The organism is Micrococcaceae bacterium Sec5.7 (assembly GCA_039636785.1).
In the GTDB taxonomy this organism is placed as follows: domain Bacteria; phylum Actinomycetota; class Actinomycetes; order Actinomycetales; family Micrococcaceae; genus Arthrobacter.
In genome coordinates, this window is the sequence record CP144169.1 from 709,859 (window position 1) to 726,853 (window position 16,995).

The window sequence follows — 16,995 nt, forward strand, 5'->3', positions numbered from 1 at the left end:
CGTGCCCATTCGATGGATAAAATCTACCCGGCTACAGCCCATTAGCCAAGCGGCTGGCCGTTATCCGGTCAGTTTTGCGGGAACGATTATCCGCTCGTGACCTGCATAGACGTTGAGACTTGTCCCCCGGCTGAAGCCTGCCAGGGTGATGCCGCTTGCTTCGGCCAGTTCCACAGCAAGGCTCGAAGGAGCGCTGACGGCAGCGAGCACCGGGATGCCGGCCAGCGAGGCCTTCTGCACCAGCTCAAAGGACGCCCGGCCGGAAACCTGCAGCACCGTCCCGGCCAGCGGCAGGAGCCTCTCCCGCAGCGCCCAGCCGATCACCTTGTCCACGGCGTTGTGCCGCCCCACATCCTCACGGAGGCACATCAGCTCTGCGCCGCCGTCGTCCGTCATCCTGAACAGTCCGGCAGCGTGGACACCGCCGGTGGCGTCAAAGACCACCTGCGCTTCCCGGAGCCGCTCCGGCAGCGAGGCGAGGGTTTCCACCGGAACCGTCAGTCCGTCCGCCGCCGGGCTGTGGTGGGACGACTTCCGGACGGCTTCGATCGAATCCGTGCCGCAAATGCCGCACGAGCTGGAGGTGTACACATTCCGCCCGGTATCAGGCAACACCACATCGGGCCGCAGCTGTGCCTCCACCACGTTGAAGGTCTGGATGCCGTTCTCATCCTCGCCCGCGCAGTATCTCAGCGCGAGGAGTTGATCCGGGCTCCAGATGATGCCCTCGGAAACCAGGAAGCCGGCCACCAGGTCAAAGTCGTTGCCGGGCGTCCGCATGGTCACGGAGAACGACATCTGACCGAGCCTGATTTCCAGCGGTTCCTCCACCGCCAACACGTCTTCGCGGTACCGGACGGGGAATTCGAGGGCATCCGGCGAACCGTCCAGCACCAACCTGTGCACTTTGCGGCGCTGCGTCATTCGTCCCATGGCCTACTCCCTGCTGCCGTGCTTGACGAAGCGCACCGCCATGGCCTTGAAGCCCGGGGTGTTGGACTCGCGCGCCACCAGCTCGCGGTGCACCAGCGCATTGGCTTCCGGGAAGTAGGCAGCGGCGCAGCCCCTGGCCGTGGGGTAGTCGATCAGTCGGAATTTATCCGCACGGCGCTCGCTGACCGCGCCGCCGGCGCCGCGGAACGTGGAGATCACGTCAACCAGGTCACGGTCCTTGAAGCCCAGCTCGCGGAGGTCGTCCGCGTGGACCAGGATCACCCGGCGCCCCTCGGAAACACCCCGGTGTCGGTCATCCAGCCCGTAAATCGTGGTGTTGTACTGGTCGTGGCTGCGCACCGTTTGCAGGATGAGGTGCCCGGCCGGGGGTTCCAGGTATTCCAGCGGACGGACGGTGAACCTGGCCTTGCCGATGTCCGTGGCGAACGTCCGGGTGTCCCTGGGCGGGTTGGGCAGGACAAAGCCGTTCTTGTTCCGGATGCGCGCATTGAAATCCTCGAAACCCGGGATGACGCGGGAGACGTGGTCCCGGACGACGTCGTAGTTCCCGGCCATCGCTTTCCAGTCCACGGCGTGGCCGTCGCCCAGGGTTGCCTGGGCAAGCCGGGCGATGATCACGGGCTCGCTGAGCAGGTGATCGGAGACGGGATGAAGCCTGCCCTGGGTGGAGTGGACAACGGACATGGAGTCCTCCACGGAGAGGAACTGGCGGCCGCCCGGGTGTTTGTCGTCGGTGTCGGTCCGCCCCAGGGTGGGCAGGATCAGCGAGGTTCGGCCGTGGACCACGTGGGAGCGGTTGGGCTTTGTGGAAATGTGGACGGTGAGCCCGGCACGTTTGAGCCCGTCCTCCAGCGGCCCGGTGTCCGAACCGGCCGCAGCGAAGTTGCCGCCCATCGCCACAAAGACGTCGATCTCGCCCTTTTCGAATGCGAGTTGCGTCTCGGTGGAGTCATAGCCATGTTCCCGTGGGCTGTTGAGACCGAACTCCTTGTCCAGTGACGCCAGGAACTCCTCCCCCGGCTTTTCCCAGATCCCCATGGTGCGGTCGCCCTGCACATTGGAGTGGCCGCGCACCGGGCAGGCGCCGGCCCCCCGCTTGCCGAAGTTGCCCTGAAGCAGGAGGACGTTGATGATCTCCCGCAGTGTGTCCACCGAGTGCGGCTGCTGGGTCAGGCCCAGGGCCCAGCAGATGATGGTTGCCTTGGATGCCGCCAGCATTCCCGCGATCTTAGTGATTTCGTCCCGGCCCAGGCCCGTGGCCTTCTCCGTTTCGGCCCAGTCCACGGTGCTGCGGGCAGCAATGTACGCGTCAAAGCCTTCTGTCTGGGCCGTTATGAAGGAATGGTCGACGACGCCGCCCGGGTTCCGTTTCTCCTCTTCAAGGAGCAGGTGGCCCAGCGCCTGGAAAAGTGCCAGGTCCCCGCCCACCTTGATCTGCAGGTACTCGTCGGCGACGGTGGTCCCGTTGCCGATCACTCCCCTGAGCGACTGCGGGTCCTTGAAGTTCATCAGTCCGGCTTCGGGCAGCGGGTTGACCGCAACCACCTTGCCGCCGTTGTCTTTGCAGTCCCGGAGCGCGGACAGCATCCGCGGGTGGTTGGTGCCGGGGTTCTGCCCCACCACGAACACGAGCTCAGCCTCATGGATGTCCTCAAGCGAGACAGTCCCCTTGCCGATCCCGATGGTGGGGTTCAGCGCGGATCCCGAGGACTCGTGGCACATGTTGGAACAGTCCGGCAGGTTGTTGGTACCCAGGCTGCGTGCGAACAGCTGGTACATGAAGGCTGTCTCGTTGGCCGTGCGCCCCGAGGTGTAGAACACGCAGCGGTCCGGTGTGGTGGCGTTGATGTGCTCGGCGGCCAGGGCAAAGGCATCTCCCCAGCTGATGGGCGAATAGTGGGTCTCCCCGGGCCTGATCGCCACGGGCTCGGTGATCCGGCCCTGGCTGCCCAGCCAGTACTCTGTTTTGCCCTCCAGCTCGGCAATTGAATGGGCTGCCCAGAAGTCCGGCGTTACCGTCCGGGTGGTGCTTTCCTCGGCGATGGCCTTGGCGCCGTTTTCGCAGAACTCAGCCGGGCTGCGTTTCCCCGTGATGGATTCCGGCCAGGCACAGCCGGGGCAGTCAAAGCCGTTGTGCTGGTTGACTCGCAGCATGGAACGTACCGTGCGCGTGACGCCGGCCTGCGCCAAGCCTCGTTCCATGGCCACGGCCACGGCTTTGACGCCAGCTGCGGCGTTTTTGGGCGGGTGGACTTCGAGGTCATCTTCGTTGATGTCCTGCTTGGGTGCATGCCTGTTCATGCATCCATCATTGCACCCCGGCGCCGCGAAACCAGTGCCTGCAGCTCAGCCGAGAAGGGCACTCCAGTCAACCGGGCCGTCTGCTGAGGCGGGCTTCCCGGTGGCTTTGTTGCCGGCTCTCCGGGACGCTTTTGCCTTGGTTTCAGCGGATTTGGGTTCAGGAATGGGCGGCCCCCAGGGCAAGGCAAATGCCGGTACGGTTTCACCCAGCTGCACACCGTGCGGCGGCACCACCATCACCCCGTGGGCAGATGCCAGGCCGCGCATCATCCCGGGTCCGGTGAACGCCGCCGGCGAGGCCATACCGTACAGCAGCCTGAAGGGCATCAGGCGGGTCCGTCCGGGATCAGGCTCGATCATGGCGCCGCACGGCACTTCCCGCACCGACGGCATGGAGCAGTGTCCCAGCGCAGCCAGCAGCGGCGCCCCCACCGTGGACAGCGCCATCATGGCGGCCAACGGGTTTCCTGGCAACCCCAGCACAAACCGGCCGTCCGGGAGCTCAGCCAGCACCGCCGGGTGGCCCGGACGCATCGCAACTCCGTCAATCAACAGCCGCCCGCCCAGTTCCGCTATCGCCTGGCGCAAATGATCTGTACCGGAGGGGCCGGTGCCACCTGTGGTAATTACGACGTCGGCGGGCAGAGTTCCGGAGCCCGGCCCACCGGCGTCGTCGTGCCCTGCAGTGTTGTCGGGAGCGGCATCCTCCAGCCCCGTGAGCCATTCAGAATAGGAATCACCGATTTTGACCTGTCCGGCGCAGATGCCGCCCAGCATCTCCACTACGGCAGCCAGCTGCGGCCCGAAGGTATCCCGGACCTGGCCGGGCGCGGGCACACCGCTGGCAATCACTTCCGAGCCTGTCAGCACGAGTCTGACCACGGGCTTCCCCTGGACCAGCAGTGAGTCGTGACCTGCCAATGCGGCCAGTGCCAGATGCGCGGGATTGATCGTGACACCGCTCTTCACCAGTACATCGCCGCCGGCTGCTTCTTCCGCGGCTGCCCGGATATGCTGCCCGTTCCGCGGATCCCCCGGACGGGCGGCGCCACCAAGGGCCAGGACGGGAAGACCGTCGTCGTCCGTGGCCATCACACCGCTCTCACTCCGCAACACAGCTTTGGCCCCGGGCGGAATGAGGCCGCCGGTAACGATTGGGCTGGCCTGGTGCGGTGCCAGCCGCTGGCCGCCTTCGGCCAGGATCCACGGTCCGCTGCCGTTGACCGCCCAGCCGTCCATGGCAGAAGAGGCATAGTGGGGCATGTCCTGCAGAGCCGTGATGTCTCCTGCGAGTGTTCTGCCGAGTGCTTGTGTCAGTGGAACCGTGCCGGCGGGAATCGGTGTGGCACAGTCAAAAGCCGCCTGCCGCGCTTCTTCCCAGGTATGGGCCAGGTGCCGGGCAGGTACGCCCGGGGAGTCGCCAGGTTCAGCTTGTTCCGCAAGCGTCTCCCGGGATGTCTCCTGGGATGATTCCATCGAAGTTTCCGGGGAAGCGTGCTCAGGCTCAGCCGTCATTCGCCGGAGATTCCGGTGGGTCAGCTTCGTACTCCGCGGCGAGTGCCCGGGCAACATCCATGGCAGCCCTCATGGAGGCCGCGTCCGTGGCCTGCCCCGATCCCGACGCCATCCCCGCAGCAAATCCCGCAATAAAAGTGGTCAGCGGCGCGGCCGGGCGCACTACCGAATGGGCGGCCACCCCGGCCAGGGAGAGGATCTCATTGACGTCCATCTGGACGTCCTCCAGCTCGAATGCCCGGAGCAGCGTCCGGCACCACTCCTCGAGCGTTTCATCCTGGCTCTTCATGGCCTGCCTCCCAATTCAACTGCGGCTTCGGTGTCACGGATCCTGGCTGTGTTTCCTGGCCGGCCACTCCTAGTGCGGCAGCATCGTCCCACGTGTCCACGTCAGCCGTGGAGCCCGCAGGGACGGTGACAACCCGCAGGTCAAGACTAGCAAGGAGAGCGAAAACCGAGCCGTCCGTTAAGGCCCCCCGTGCCGCGGCAACGTGCACCGCCCGTTGTAGCGCGGCTGTGCTGTAAAAACCCACAAGAGGCTGCCTGCGCCCGTCCTCGGATGCGGCCATCACCCCGTCCCTTCCCGGGCCGCCGTTGACCGGGCGGGCAACGAGAGTTTCAGCCAGGACCCTGACGGCCGCGGCCACATTGGGCATGTCGCACGCCAGCACCAGGGTGATCGCAGGCCGCGGTGTGCCGGCTTCGGTGAAGGGGGCATCGGCGAGGGCGGCCAGCCCCGCGGCGATTGCTGACGCAGGTCCGGCAAAAGGCGGGTGTTCCCGGCAGCTGAGAATGCCCGCCGGAAGCGTCCCCGGATCAGGGCCCACAACCACAATTGACTTTGCCCCGCGCGCAGCGGCAAGCGATCTCTGAAGGAGCGTGGCGCCGTCGTACATCAACCGGGACTTGGGAACCCCGCCCAGGCGGACCGACCGGCCGCCGGCCAGAATAACCACATCAAACTCCACCCACTAAGCCTAGCGCGGCGCGAAGATGTCAGGCGGCGGACTCGGGCAGGAGGAACGGGTCCCAGGCCGGAGTGGGTTTTTCAAGTTCCTTGATCTGCCAGATGGTTCCGTGCGGCGGTTCCGGCACGAACCGGAGTTCCCAGCCTATTTCCGCCGGTGTGTGGTCGCCCTTGGCGTTGTTGCAGCGGAGGCATGCAGCAACCAGGTTTTCCCAGGAATCGGCCCCACCGCGGGACTTGGGCTGGACATGGTCAATGGTGTGCGCAGCTTTCCCGCAATAGGCGCACCGGTGCCCGTCGCGGCGCAGCACGCCGCGGCGGCTGACGGCGGTGATCCTGTTGTAGCGCGGTCGGATGTAGCGGTTCAGCAGAATCACGGACGGGCGGCCCAGAATCTCCTGCGGCCCGACGACGGGATCGTCGCCTTCGGCCACCACGCTTGCCTTTCCGGTGAGCACAAGGACCAGCGCCCGGCGGAAGGTGACTACCGCCAGCGGTTCATATCCAGCATTAAGAACGAGAGTGCGCATGCACATACCTCTTCACGGCCGCACCCGTCAGGGGCACGAGGGCCGGCTGCCCTCTGCTTGTCCGGGCTATGGATCGACACCACAAGACTAAACACCCGAAGGCTCGATCGGCGAATCCGGTTCCCCGCTGTTGGCCCGTGTCGCCGAGAATTCACGTGCCGGCAATGCAGAAGGACCCCCGCCAGCAGGCGGGGGTCCTTCAAAAGCGGTGGCTCAACAGCCTTAGCCGCCGACGCGGATGAAGACCGGGCCGGAGCCCACGTTGACGCTGAACAGCGAGGTGGTTCCGCCGTTCCAGCCGCCGTGCACGGCCTGGCCGTTGCCGACGTAGACAGCGATGTGGGCCATGCCCATGCCGCCGTCCTGGTAGTAGGCGAGGTCGCCCGGCTTGGCTTCAGCGGCACTCACGGTGCGGCCCAGGGACAGGTAACCTGCCGGCCAGCCGTGGTAGTTGACGCCGATAGCGGTCAGAGCATTCGTGACCAGGGCGGTGCAGTCCTGTGCCACGCCCAGCTGCGCGTAAGCGGCAGCGGCGATCGATGCGCCCTTTCCGCTGGCCACAGCCGGAGCGGCCGAGGCAGCGACGGTTGCCGTTGCTGCAACAGGGGCGACCGCCGGGGCAGCCTCGGCTACCGGAGCTGACTTGACCTCAACAACAGGCTTGGGAGCCTCGACAACAGGAGCGGGCGTGGTGGAAACCGCAGGCTTCTCGTAGGAGATCGCGATGCTGGAAGCAGCGGAAATTGTCGAGGGGGCAGCAGCCTGCACTTCAAGAGCCGAAGCAGAGGTGGATTCACGCTGAACGCTGGTGTCGGCAGCGTTGGCTGCGATACCGCTGGTCAGGACAAGACCGGAAGCAGCAGCGATAACCGCGGCCTGACGGCCCATGCCGCCGGCATTGTTGCCGACAGTCTTGGCAATGACAGCCAGCGAGTTGGTCTTGGCGACCTCGGCGCGGTGCCGTGCAATATTTGCACGTGTAGTCATTATTTCTCTCTTTCGTTTTCCTCGGACTGCGTGGGCAGCCCGCGGGCTTTGGACGCGCCGGCATCTTGGGGGTAAGCCGGCACGCCCCGAACGGGTTTCTTAGCGAAGGGTGTAAAAAGCGGAAGTGCCCGTGGCGGACACAGCGTGCAGGAGCGTGCCCTGCGAGGGGTTCAGCGCACTGATCATCATGCCGTTGCCAACGTAGATGCCCACGTGGGCGCCGCCGTTCTGCATGACCAGGTCGCCGGGCGCCGGAGTGGCGGTGGGCGTCATGGCGTTCCAGGCATTGGTGCGGGGAATGCTGATGCCGGCCTGGGCGTAGACCCACTGGGTAAAGCCTGAGCAGTCCCAGCCGCTGGGAGTGGTGCCGCCCCAGACGTAGGGGCTGCCAAGGCCGGTGTAGGCGATGGCTGCGAGGCCTGACGCCGCAGCCGAGGCCTTGGTGTGTGCCTTGCCGGCTTTGGAAGCTCCGGCTGCTGCTGACTGCGACTCAGCTGAGTCCGCATCCGTTGACTGCGCACTGACGGTCTCGATTACCGGAGCTGCCGTGGTGGTAACGGCAGGACGCTCGAAGGAAACAGTGGCCGTGGGTGCAGCGGTAACGGCAAGCTGGGCCGCCTGCGATGACCCGGACTCCGTGGAGGCGGAAACACCGACGGTGGTGTCGGCTGCGTTAGCCGGCAGTCCAATGCTCAGGATGAGTCCTGAGGCAGCTGCGATCACAGCAGCCTGGCGACCTACGGTCCCGGCATTGGCACTAACAGCCTTGGACACGGAGTCCAGGGGGCTGTGACGAACCGATTGAGCGCGATGACGCGCAAGATTATGGCGTGAAGACACGAAGGTAGCCTCTCCCAATGCCTGCGAGGTGAGCTGTCGGATTCGGATGGGAGTCACCCGGCCGCGCTGCTTCCTGGGAAGCTTTGCGACTTAACCCCAAGGTCTTCTTGCGAAGACCAAAATTGGTTCCCCCGCCCCTGCCAGACGATGTCATGCGAACGGACCTTGAGCGGTGGCAGAGCTAGGCAATCCACTCAAGAGCGTCAACTTCGGAAAAGTTGGCGCGGTTTCGACGGTACAGCAGTTGGGATCGAATGTCACATTCAGGTCACGGCATGTCACAGGAATGCGAGAGTGATCCATCGGCTTGGCTTAGAGCCAGCCGAGGGGATCAACGACTTCTCCGTTGACCATCACCTCGAAGTGGAGGTGGCAGCCGGTGGATGCGCCGGTAGTCCCGCTCAGCGCCACAGAATCGCCCCGGCTGACCTTTTGGCCGACCGCAACGTTGAATGACGACAAGTGGTTGTAGGTGGTCTCCAGGCCGTTGCCGTGGTCAACCACAACGCGGTTTCCGCCGCCGTACGGGTGCCAGCCTGCGAAGGTCACGGTGCCGCTGGCGGCAGCCATGACCGATGTACCGCACTGCGCGGCGAAGTCCTGGCCGCGGTGGAAATCGCCGCCGCCCCCGGTGATGGGGCTGGTCCGGAAACCGAACGGGGATACGCCGACCAGTGCCGCAAGCGGTGCACCGAGGCTTCCTGCCGAAGCGGCACGCGTGATGCTGCCGGCCGACTGGGCGCTCAGCAACTGCTTGAGCTTTCCGTCCGGGTCACCTTTGGTGGAAACCGCGGTGCGGTTAAAGTCGATCTTGGCGGCTGCTGCAGCGGAAACTTCGGGCTGTGCAACGGCCGACAGCGCATCAGTGGCCTGGCCGGGCCCGGAAGAGGCCATCATGGGGCTGGTTGCGGGCACGGTGACGGTAAGCACCAGGCCGGCGGCGGCGAGTGCGATGCCGACCTTCTGACCCACACCGCTGGCAGCGGCAAAATCCGTTACCTGACGGAACGGGGTGCGGCGCCGGCGTGCCTCACGTTGCGGATCACGCGGCCTATCCGCAGCGAAAGCTTCGGGGACGCGCGGCTCCGAAGCGGGGCCGGTCGCGCGACGGCGGCCCCTGGCGATCTGGGTGGTCAAAAACTGTTCCTCTCTGGATAGCCTGCGAAGTTAGCTGTCGGATTCGGGTCAGAGAGATCAAAGACCCGGTCCGCCGTAACAGGCACTCCGGCACAGAATTATCCCTGGGGATCCTGCGTTGGAAGCGGCCTGCTGCTGACGGACTTAACCCCAAGGCTGTCTTTCAACAGCCGGTTGTGGTTCCCCCGCCTCTGCCAGTTGGTGACTCGTGCTACTGATCCGCTGGCAGAGCTCGGCTCCAGATCAGGTAACGCTTTAGTATCGGCGCTAAACCCCAACTATAGGCGATTAATCCACACGGTAATAATTCCGTTATCTATCCTGTGCATAACTTGTAGGTCATCCCATGAACAGACGGTCAGCTGACCGAAACAAAAACGTGGGCCGCAACTTCCGGTGGCAATTCAAGCGCACCCTCGATCCCGGGCACCCGGACCGAGATGTATTCGCCCACACGCTCCAGTGAAACAGTGGCTCCGGGACGGATGCCGCCTTCATCCAACTGGATCAGCAGCTCCGGTTCCACCTGGATTGGTTCAGCGAGCCGGCTTACCTTCACCCTGGAGTCCGCGCCGTAGCCTGACATGGCCTCCAGTAGGTTTACCACCCCGTCAGTGAACGGAAGGGAGGGCTCGCCGCCGAGCGCAGCCAGCCCCGGGATCGGGTTGCCGTAGGGGGACTCTGTGGGGTGATTAAGCAGCTCGAAAATACGGCGCTCCACCCGCTCGCTCATCACGTGTTCCCAGCGGCATGCTTCATCGTGCACATATGCCCAGTCCAGGCCGATCACGTCAGCAAGCAGGCGTTCAGCGAGGCGGTGCTTGCGCATTACTTCGGTGGCCCGTTTCCGGCCCGTTTCGGTGAGTTCAAGGTGCCGGTCGCCGGAAACAACCACCAGGCCGTCGCGCTCCATCCGTCCGATGGTCTGGGAGACGGTGGGACCCGAATGCCGGAGCCGTTCGGCAATGCGCGCACGAAGAGCCACGATATTCTCTTCTTCAAGCTCCAAAATGGTCCGAAGATACATCTCCGTGGTATCGATCAGATCCGTCATTCAGCTCAGCTCCTCGAGCACAGTACCTCGCGTGAGTCCCACCGTATCGCGTGTCGGTGGCGACGTACGTCCGTTGAAAGTTTAGCCTATTTTGAATTAGTCCGGATAATCCCGGGGGCGCGCTCGCTGCCGTCTCAATGACCGGACTGTGACGGCCCGGGTTCCCGCTCAACCGGGGCGTCAGGCAGAATAAACAGGAGTCTCCGTTGCAGCCGCCGCTATCTGCCGGGCCACCTGGCTCGTAAGCCGAACTGCACGTCCACGCCGAAAATTGGAGCCACCGTGAGCGACACCAGCATCACCATCCCCGCCAACCTCCTCCCCAAGGACGGACGGTTCGGCGCCGGACCCTCTAAGATCCGGCCGGAACAGATGGATGCGCTGTCAGCGGCTTCCGCCACGCTGCTGGGAACGTCCCACCGCCAAGCGCCCGTCAAGAACCTTGTGGGCTCGGTGCGTGAAGGCCTCAGCCAGTTCTTCCGCGCCCCCGAGGGCTATGAAGTAATCCTGGGAGTGGGTGGATCCACCGCGTTCTGGGACGTTGCCAGCTTCGGGCTCGTGGAGCAGAAGGCCCAGCACCTGTCCTTCGGCGAGTTCGGTTCCAAGTTTGCCTCTGCCACCGACAACGCGCCGTTCCTGGACGCGTCCTCCATCATCAAGTCCGAGCCCGGCACCCGCCCCGAATCACGGGCCGAGGCCGGCGTGGACGTTTACGCCTGGCCGCAGAATGAGACCTCCACGGGCGTGGCCGCACCGGTCAAGCGCGTGGCCGGCGCTGACGAAGGATCGCTGGTGCTGGTGGACGCCACGTCCGCGGCGGGCGGCCTGGACGTAGACGTTTCCGAGACGGACGTGTACTACTTCGCCCCGCAGAAGAACTTCGCGTCCGACGGCGGCCTGTGGCTTGGGCTCTTCTCCCCCGCTGCGCTGGAGCGGGCTGCAAAGATCAAAGCCAGCGGCCGGTGGATCCCTGATTTCCTTGACCTCCAGACCGCGATCGACAACTCCAGACTTAACCAGACGTACAACACCCCGTCACTTGCAACCCTTGTGACACTGGACGCACAAGTACAGTGGCTGAATTCCAACGGCGGCCTCGGCTTCGCCTCCGCCCGAACGGCCGATTCCGCGGGCCGCATCTACAGCTGGGCTGAAGCCTCCGGGCACGCCACACCGTTCGTGACCCGGGCCGAGGACCGCTCCAACGTCATTGCCACCATTGATTTCGATGACTCCATTGATGCAGCCGCTATCGCCGGGATCCTCCGCGCCAACGGGATCCTGGACACCGAGCCCTACCGCAAGCTGGGCCGCAACCAGCTCCGGATCGCCACTTTCGTGGCGATCGAGCCGTCGGACGTTTCTGCGCTGCTTGCCAGCATCGACTATGTGATCGGCGAACTGAAAAAGTAGCTCCGCTTCACCAACGCTGAAGCGTCAGCGTTAGACGGCGTCGTCCGGGTTTTGGTCCCCGGCGGCGTTGTTCCCCTTGTCCCCCATCCGTGAGACGAGCCGGAACTGGCGCAGGCCGCGTGCGCGTTTGTTGAACTGCAGCCTGAGCTGCTTGGCCCGGATTATCCACACCAGTCCGATCACCGCCGCAATGATGCCGGACGCAGCAGCGACTGCCATGGACCAGCGCGGCCCGGCCACATTGGCCACCCAACCCACCAGCGGGGCGCCGATGGGCGTGCCGCCCATGAAAATCGCCATGTACAGAGCCATGACCCTGCCGCGCATCACGGGATCCGTGGTGGTCTGGACGTAGCCGTTGGCGCTGGTCAGCATGGTCAGCGCAAAAAGGCCCACGGGCACCAGCGCAACGCCGAACCAGAAGTAGTCGGGGGCCAGCGCAGCGAGCCCGGAGGTCACCCCGAATGCTCCCGCCGCGCCAAAGATGATCCGCAGCCGTGGTTTGCTGCGCCGGGCAGAGAGCAGCGCCCCGGCCACCGAGCCGACGGCCATGATGGAGTTCATCAGCCCGAACGCACTAGCGTCCAGGCCAAACTCGGTGCCCACCATGGCAGCTATGAAAAGCACAAAGTTGAGCCCCAGGGTGCCCACAATGAAGATGGCAACCAGCACCACCACAATGTCGGGCCGGAAGCGCACATAGCGCAGTCCTTCGCGGATGCGGCCCTTCCCGGGGGCCGCCCGGGGAAGTGCGCGCAGGGAGGCAGCGGAGATCTTCCACAGACTCAGGAGCATGGCCAGGAATGTAACGGTGTTGATCAGGAAGACCCAGCCCGGTCCCACCGCCACCGTGAGGATGCCGGCAACCGCAGGGCCGATCATCCGGGCAACGTTAAAGGATGCGCTGTTGAGTGCCACGGCATTGGGCAGGTAGTCGTCCCGGACCAGTTCCGAGACGAACGTCTGGCGGACCGGTGCGTCAAGGGCCGAGACCATTCCCAGCAACAGCGCGAAACCGTAGACGTGCCACAGCTGGCCGGCGCCCAGTACTACCAGAATGCCCAGACCGGTGCTCAGCAAGGCCATCACGGACTGGGTCATGACCAGCAGCTGTTTGCGGTTGAAGCGGTCGGCGATCAGGCCCGCCACCGGGGCAAGGAACAGCTGCGGGCCCAGCTGGAGTGCCATGGTGATGCCCATGGCGCCGGCATCGTGCTCGGTCAGATGGTCAAAGACCAGCCAGTCCTGGGCCGTGCGCTGCATCCAGGTTCCGATGTTGGAAACCAAAGCGCCAATGAACCAGATCCGGTAGTTGAGGATGTGCAGGGATTTGAAGGTGGACATCATCGCCAGCCTTCATGGTGCTCAACCCCGGATGGATTCAACTGTCTAGTCAGCCTCGCCGGCGGGTTCGTCGTCGTCGGACTCGTGTTCGTCTGACCCGTGTTCGTCTGACGCCGGAGCTGACTCCGGATCCGCCTCCGGAGCTGGTTCCGGAGTTTCGGCTGGCGTCGCCTCCGGCAGGGCCTCCCCCAGCGGTTCTTCGCCTTGCGGTTCCACAGGCGCGTCCTCTTCCCGGGAGTCTTCCGGGCGGACGCGCTCGGCCCACGGTATCCATTCGGGAGCCAGGATGGAGTCCTCGGATGGCAGCAGGCCCAGCTCGTTGACGGTGATCACCTTGGACCGGGAATTGCGGGTCAGCACGGCGTACCACTGCCACCCCAGGTAGCCGGACAGGCGCGACTCGAAGAGATGCGTGACCACACGGTCGCCCTCAGTCCGGGCAGCCAGGTGGATTCCGATTTCCGGCGCCTGGGCGATGCCCTCGATTGCCGCACGGGCAAAATCCACCGCAGCGGCCAGAACAGCGTCCGGCTTCCCGGTACGCCAAACGGGCACACCGGCGGGCGGCCTGGGCGCCGCTTTGGCTTTTGTCTGTTCAGGTTCCGGATTCATGAGGGGGCCTAAACGTCCAGCTCGTCGGCAACCTTACGCAGGGCGACGGCGATGGCCTTGCCCTTGGTGCCTTCCGGGTACTTGCCTGCGGACAGCGTTCCGGAGAGGTTGTCGAGCACAGACACGAGGTCCTGGACCAGGGGGGCGAGGTCTTTGGCGTTGGTCCGCTTCGCTTTGGCGATGGACGGTGTTTTGTCCAGCACACGGAGGCCAAGCGCCTGTGCGCCCTTGCGGCCGTCAGCTACCCCGAATTCAACTCGGGTGCCGGCCTTAAGCTCGGTTATGCCTTCGGGCAGCGACGATTTGGGCAGGAAGACTTCCTGGCCGTCCTCGCCCGCGAGGAATCCGAATCCTTTTTCCTTGTCATACCACTTGACCTTGCCGGTAGGCACGTAATCAACCTTCTTCGTTCTGAATTCCTGAGACACAGCCGGCAGCCACCGCATCCGCACCGATATGCGGGTTCAAGGTATGGCTGCCTGGTCCGTGTTGGTCTGTTCCTTCAAGGTTATCCTGCCTTGCGTCGGAATCCTGCTTTGGGCACCGGAGCCAGCCGGACTGTTAGCGTTACGTGCATGACACCCACGCGTTTCCGGCGGCCCCTGATGATTGTGGCAGCGGCCGCCGCACTGCTCTCCCTTGCTGCGGTTGGAACCGTCATGGCCATGGCCTTTTCCGGCATCGCAACACCGGTGTGGGTGACGTCAACAGCCCTTTACGGGCTTCCGCTGGCCTTCCTGCTGATGCTCTTCCTTGTGCTCGACGGCGTAGCGGGCAGGCGCCGGGCAGGAAAGCCCGGCGGGCGGTAACGTTGGACTGATGTCCCTTATCCGCGCGCTCAGCAAAGAACTGGAAGCCCGCAGCGACAATTCGTTGCGGGCGCTGTTCGCTGCGCGGCCGGATCTGATATCGCCGGGCGTTCCGGATTTTTCTGCCCTGGCCGCCAGGGCCAGTGCGCGGGTGAGCGTGCAGCGTGCGCTGGAACGCCTCAACCGGCCCGAGATGCAAGTGTTGGAAACCCTCCACCTGTGCACCAACACGGATACCGCACACAGCGCTTCGGCGGCGGTGCTGAAGAAGCTGATTTCCGGTTCCACCGTGGCGGCGATCGATCGCATACTGCTCTCGCTCCAGGAACTCGCGCTCGTGCACAGGGCCGAGCCGCCGCACGGCGTCGGCGCCGCCGGATCCAGGCAGCGCTTTTACCTGCCGGTGGGAAGCCTCAAGGACGTGGTGGGCATCTACCCTGCCGGTCTGGGCCGGAGCTACACCGAGCTGGTGAGGCTGCAGCCGGCTTTCGCCCAGCGTGTGGTCCAGCTGGTCGCTGAGCTCCACCACAGCGGCGCCACCATCCACCAGGCCACCACCCCCATGGAGGCTGCGCTGGCGCTGCATCACTGGACGTCTTCGCCTGATGCGCTGCGGGCAATCCTGGCCACCGCACCGGAACGCACGACGGCGCTCCTCGCCAGGTTCGGAAACTGGGCCATGGGTGCCGTCCCCCAGGCGCAACGCAAGGCGTCTGTGACGAACGAAGGAGCCGACGTCGGACCTGTCGACTGGCTGCTGGCCAGAGGCCTGCTTGTGCCGTTGGACGCCGCACACGTGGAATTGCCGCACAGCGTTGGCGTCTCGCTGCGCGGGGGCGCGGTGATTGACAACTTCACGCTGACTCCCCCCGTGGCCGAGCTTGGCCACACCAGCGCGATGCTCCGCAGGAATGCGGCCCTGGGCGCGATTGCCGAGACCCTGCGGCTCGTGGGCGAAATCCTCTTCAGCGCGCGGGAACAGCCGCTGGCCACCCTGCGGAGCGGCGGTGTTGGAGTCCGGGAGATGAAGCGGCTGGCCGATACGCTGCGGATTGAGCAGCAGCGGGCCGGGCTTCTCCTGGAGCTGTGCGGCCTGGCCGGCCTGCTGCGCCTGGACGTGGACAGCTCCGCCTGGATTCAGCCGCCGCAGCTGGAGTGGCTGACGCTGCCGCGGCAGGAACAATGGTTGTGGCTGGTAAACGCCTGGCTCGCGAGTGAGCGGGCCCCATCGCTGGTGGGTCAGCCCATCACCGGGCCGGCAGCCGGGCACGTTGCCAACCGGAATGCGGCCAACCGGAGTGCGGCCGGCAACACCATCAATGCCCTGTCTGCAGAGGCTCAGCGGCCGGATGCCCCGGTCATCCGGAAGCGGATTCTGGAAATCCTCAACGAACTCACTCTGGAAGCAGTGGCCCCGGATGGCAAAGCGCCGGTGCTTGACGCCGCCGCAGTGCTGCAGCGCGCCGAATGGTCACAGCCACGGATGGCCCGCCGCTTCAGTTCCCTGATCCGCGGGGTGCTGGCCGAAGCTGAAATGCTCGGGCTGATCGGCTCCGGAGCCCTGAGCCAGCTGGGAACGGCCATTGCCGGCGACAAACCGGACGACGCTCTGGGAATTCTGGGCGAACACCTGCCCGCCGCCCTGAACCACGTGCTGCTGCAGGCTGACCTCACGGCCGTGGCACCTGGTTATCTGGCGCCGGAGCTGAGCGAAAAGCTGCTCCTGATGTCCGATGCCGAAGGCCAGGGTCCCGCCACCATCTACCGCTTCTCAGTTGAGTCCATCCGGCGCGCCCTGGACGCGGGCCAGGACGCCGCCGCCCTTCTGGATTTCCTCCGGCAGCACTCGGCCACGGCGGTACCCCAGCCACTGGAATATCTCGTGGAGGACACCGCCGCCCGGCATGGCAGGCTGCGGGTGGGGAACGCCGCCAGCTTCATCCAGAGTGACGACGAGGCAGCCCTGATGGAACTGGCCGGAGAGTCCAATGCAGCGAGCCTGGGCCTCGCACGGATTGCACCAACGGTACTGATATCCCATGCCCCGCCGAGGGAAACGGCACATGTGCTGCGGGGGCTGGGACTCTCGCCGTCCGTCGAGGAGGGGGAGCCCGCCGTCGTGCGTCTGCGCCGAACCACAGCGGTGCCGAGCAGCACGCGCCCTGTCTATCGTGCGCCGCGGACGGCGCCACCGGAGGCCGACGTCGATGCCCAGCTTGCGGTCTTGCGGAACCTCGGGCCTGCTGCCGGCGGCAGCTCCAACGGCAGGCCCGCCGCGGCAAAGGTGACTGGCGGCGAGGAAGCCACCCAGCTGGGGCTCGAAACCCTGCAAAAAGCCATCCGGCTCAAACAGCGCGTCACCATGAACGTGGTGGACAGCCTGGGGAATGCCAACGTGGAAACGGTTGTTCCGGTATCGGTGGTCGGCGGACGCGTCAGGGTGTTTGACCCCGCCAAGGATACCGAGCGGGTGCTTTCCATCCACCGGATCATCGATATTGAGGCAGCGGAGGAAATGCACCAGTGAAGGAT

The 16,995-nt window shown here is 65.1% G+C and carries 16 protein-coding genes and 2 riboswitches; of the genes, 3 read left to right on the forward strand and 13 right to left on the reverse strand.

What is annotated here, in order from left to right:
* Positions 1–60 precede the first annotated feature (60 nt).
* From fdhD to V3C33_03295, 10 genes are all read right to left on the reverse strand, one after another.
* Complete coding sequence (gene fdhD / locus V3C33_03250) at positions 61–933, reverse strand: formate dehydrogenase accessory sulfurtransferase FdhD (GenBank protein XAS68353.1); 873 nt, start codon at positions 931–933, stop codon at positions 61–63.
* 3 nt (positions 934–936) lie between these two features.
* On the reverse strand, positions 937–3,255 hold the full coding sequence (locus V3C33_03255; protein XAS68354.1) for an FdhF/YdeP family oxidoreductase: 2,319 nt from the start codon (positions 3,253–3,255) through the stop codon (positions 937–939).
* A gap of 45 nt (positions 3,256–3,300) precedes the next feature.
* Entirely contained in the window at positions 3,301–4,770 is a 1,470-nt protein-coding gene (locus V3C33_03260; GenBank protein XAS68355.1) for a molybdopterin-binding protein, read from the reverse strand.
* A complete protein-coding gene (locus V3C33_03265; GenBank protein ID XAS68356.1) occupies positions 4,760–5,059 on the reverse strand; it encodes a DUF6457 domain-containing protein in 300 nt (99 codons plus the stop codon). The genes V3C33_03260 and V3C33_03265 overlap by 11 nt, the downstream gene beginning before the upstream one ends.
* The gene (locus V3C33_03270) at positions 5,043–5,738 is read right to left on the reverse strand and encodes an NTP transferase domain-containing protein (protein XAS68357.1); all 696 of its coding nucleotides are present in this window, start codon (positions 5,736–5,738) and stop codon (positions 5,043–5,045) included. Before V3C33_03270 ends, V3C33_03265 begins: the two co-directional genes overlap by 17 nt.
* 28 nt (positions 5,739–5,766) lie before the next feature.
* Positions 5,767–6,267 (reverse strand): HNH endonuclease, encoded by a 501-nt coding sequence (locus tag V3C33_03275; GenBank protein ID XAS68358.1) that lies wholly within the window; start codon positions 6,265–6,267, stop codon positions 5,767–5,769.
* 222 nt (positions 6,268–6,489) lie between these two features.
* Positions 6,490–7,254, reverse strand: coding sequence for an NlpC/P60 family protein (locus tag V3C33_03280; GenBank protein XAS68359.1), 765 nt, complete (start codon positions 7,252–7,254; stop codon positions 6,490–6,492).
* 99 nt (positions 7,255–7,353) lie between these two features.
* Complete coding sequence (locus V3C33_03285) at positions 7,354–8,028, reverse strand: NlpC/P60 family protein (GenBank protein XAS68360.1); 675 nt, start codon at positions 8,026–8,028, stop codon at positions 7,354–7,356.
* Between the two features lie 70 nt (positions 8,029–8,098).
* Positions 8,099–8,257: riboswitch (cyclic di-AMP (ydaO/yuaA leader) on the reverse strand.
* 149 nt (positions 8,258–8,406) lie between these two features.
* The gene (locus tag V3C33_03290; GenBank protein ID XAS68361.1) at positions 8,407–9,231 is read right to left on the reverse strand and encodes a M23 family metallopeptidase; all 825 of its coding nucleotides are present in this window, start codon (positions 9,229–9,231) and stop codon (positions 8,407–8,409) included.
* A gap of 4 nt (positions 9,232–9,235) precedes the next feature.
* Positions 9,236–9,479, reverse strand: a riboswitch (cyclic di-AMP (ydaO/yuaA leader).
* Positions 9,480–9,589: 110 nt separating this feature from the next.
* A complete protein-coding gene (locus tag V3C33_03295) occupies positions 9,590–10,285 on the reverse strand; it encodes a metal-dependent transcriptional regulator (GenBank protein ID XAS68362.1) in 696 nt (231 codons plus the stop codon).
* Positions 10,286–10,567: 282 nt separating this feature from the next.
* Between V3C33_03295 and serC the strand changes: the two genes are divergently transcribed.
* Positions 10,568–11,698 (forward strand): phosphoserine transaminase, encoded by a 1,131-nt coding sequence (serC, locus tag V3C33_03300; protein XAS68363.1) that lies wholly within the window; start codon positions 10,568–10,570, stop codon positions 11,696–11,698.
* Positions 11,699–11,728: 30 nt separating this feature from the next.
* Here the strand turns inward: serC and V3C33_03305 are convergent, their stop codons facing one another.
* Genes V3C33_03305 through V3C33_03315 form a run of 3 tightly spaced genes read right to left on the reverse strand, consistent with a single transcriptional unit; the run spans position 11,729 to position 14,046 of the window.
* A complete protein-coding gene (locus tag V3C33_03305) occupies positions 11,729–13,042 on the reverse strand; it encodes an MFS transporter (GenBank protein XAS69631.1) in 1,314 nt (437 codons plus the stop codon).
* A gap of 45 nt (positions 13,043–13,087) precedes the next feature.
* Complete coding sequence (locus V3C33_03310) at positions 13,088–13,654, reverse strand: DUF3027 domain-containing protein (GenBank protein XAS68364.1); 567 nt, start codon at positions 13,652–13,654, stop codon at positions 13,088–13,090.
* A gap of 8 nt (positions 13,655–13,662) precedes the next feature.
* Positions 13,663–14,046: a cold shock domain-containing protein gene (locus tag V3C33_03315; GenBank protein ID XAS68365.1), complete on the reverse strand. Its 384-nt coding sequence runs from the start codon at positions 14,044–14,046 to the stop codon at positions 13,663–13,665.
* A gap of 183 nt (positions 14,047–14,229) precedes the next feature.
* Between V3C33_03315 and V3C33_03320 the strand changes: the two genes are divergently transcribed.
* Positions 14,230–14,463, forward strand: coding sequence for a hypothetical protein (locus V3C33_03320; protein XAS68366.1), 234 nt, complete (start codon positions 14,230–14,232; stop codon positions 14,461–14,463).
* A 10-nt stretch (positions 14,464–14,473) separates the two neighbouring features.
* Positions 14,474–16,990 (forward strand): helicase-associated domain-containing protein, encoded by a 2,517-nt coding sequence (locus V3C33_03325; protein ID XAS68367.1) that lies wholly within the window; start codon positions 14,474–14,476, stop codon positions 16,988–16,990.
* Positions 16,991–16,995 lie beyond the last annotated feature (5 nt).

Excerpts from the sequence above, each read along its gene's own strand:
- V3C33_03265 (XAS68356.1), bottom strand. The coding sequence starts at position 5,059 with ATGAAGAGCCAGGATGAAACGCTCGAGGAGTGGTGCCGGACGCTGCTC.
- V3C33_03325 (XAS68367.1), top strand. The coding sequence starts at position 14,474 with ATGTCCCTTATCCGCGCGCTCAGCAAAGAACTGGAAGCCCGCAGCGAC.
- V3C33_03320 (XAS68366.1), top strand. The coding sequence starts at position 14,230 with ATGACACCCACGCGTTTCCGGCGGCCCCTGATGATTGTGGCAGCGGCC.
- V3C33_03310 (XAS68364.1), bottom strand. The coding sequence starts at position 13,654 with ATGAATCCGGAACCTGAACAGACAAAAGCCAAAGCGGCGCCCAGGCCG.
- V3C33_03280 (XAS68359.1), bottom strand. The coding sequence starts at position 7,254 with ATGACTACACGTGCAAATATTGCACGGCACCGCGCCGAGGTCGCCAAG.
- V3C33_03305 (XAS69631.1), bottom strand. The coding sequence starts at position 13,042 with ATGTCCACCTTCAAATCCCTGCACATCCTCAACTACCGGATCTGGTTC.
- V3C33_03295 (XAS68362.1), bottom strand. The coding sequence starts at position 10,285 with ATGACGGATCTGATCGATACCACGGAGATGTATCTTCGGACCATTTTG.
- V3C33_03255 (XAS68354.1), bottom strand. The coding sequence starts at position 3,255 with ATGAACAGGCATGCACCCAAGCAGGACATCAACGAAGATGACCTCGAA.
- V3C33_03260 (XAS68355.1), bottom strand. The coding sequence starts at position 4,770 with ATGACGGCTGAGCCTGAGCACGCTTCCCCGGAAACTTCGATGGAATCA.
- fdhD (XAS68353.1), bottom strand. The coding sequence starts at position 933 with ATGGGACGAATGACGCAGCGCCGCAAAGTGCACAGGTTGGTGCTGGAC.
- V3C33_03275 (XAS68358.1), bottom strand. The coding sequence starts at position 6,267 with ATGCGCACTCTCGTTCTTAATGCTGGATATGAACCGCTGGCGGTAGTC.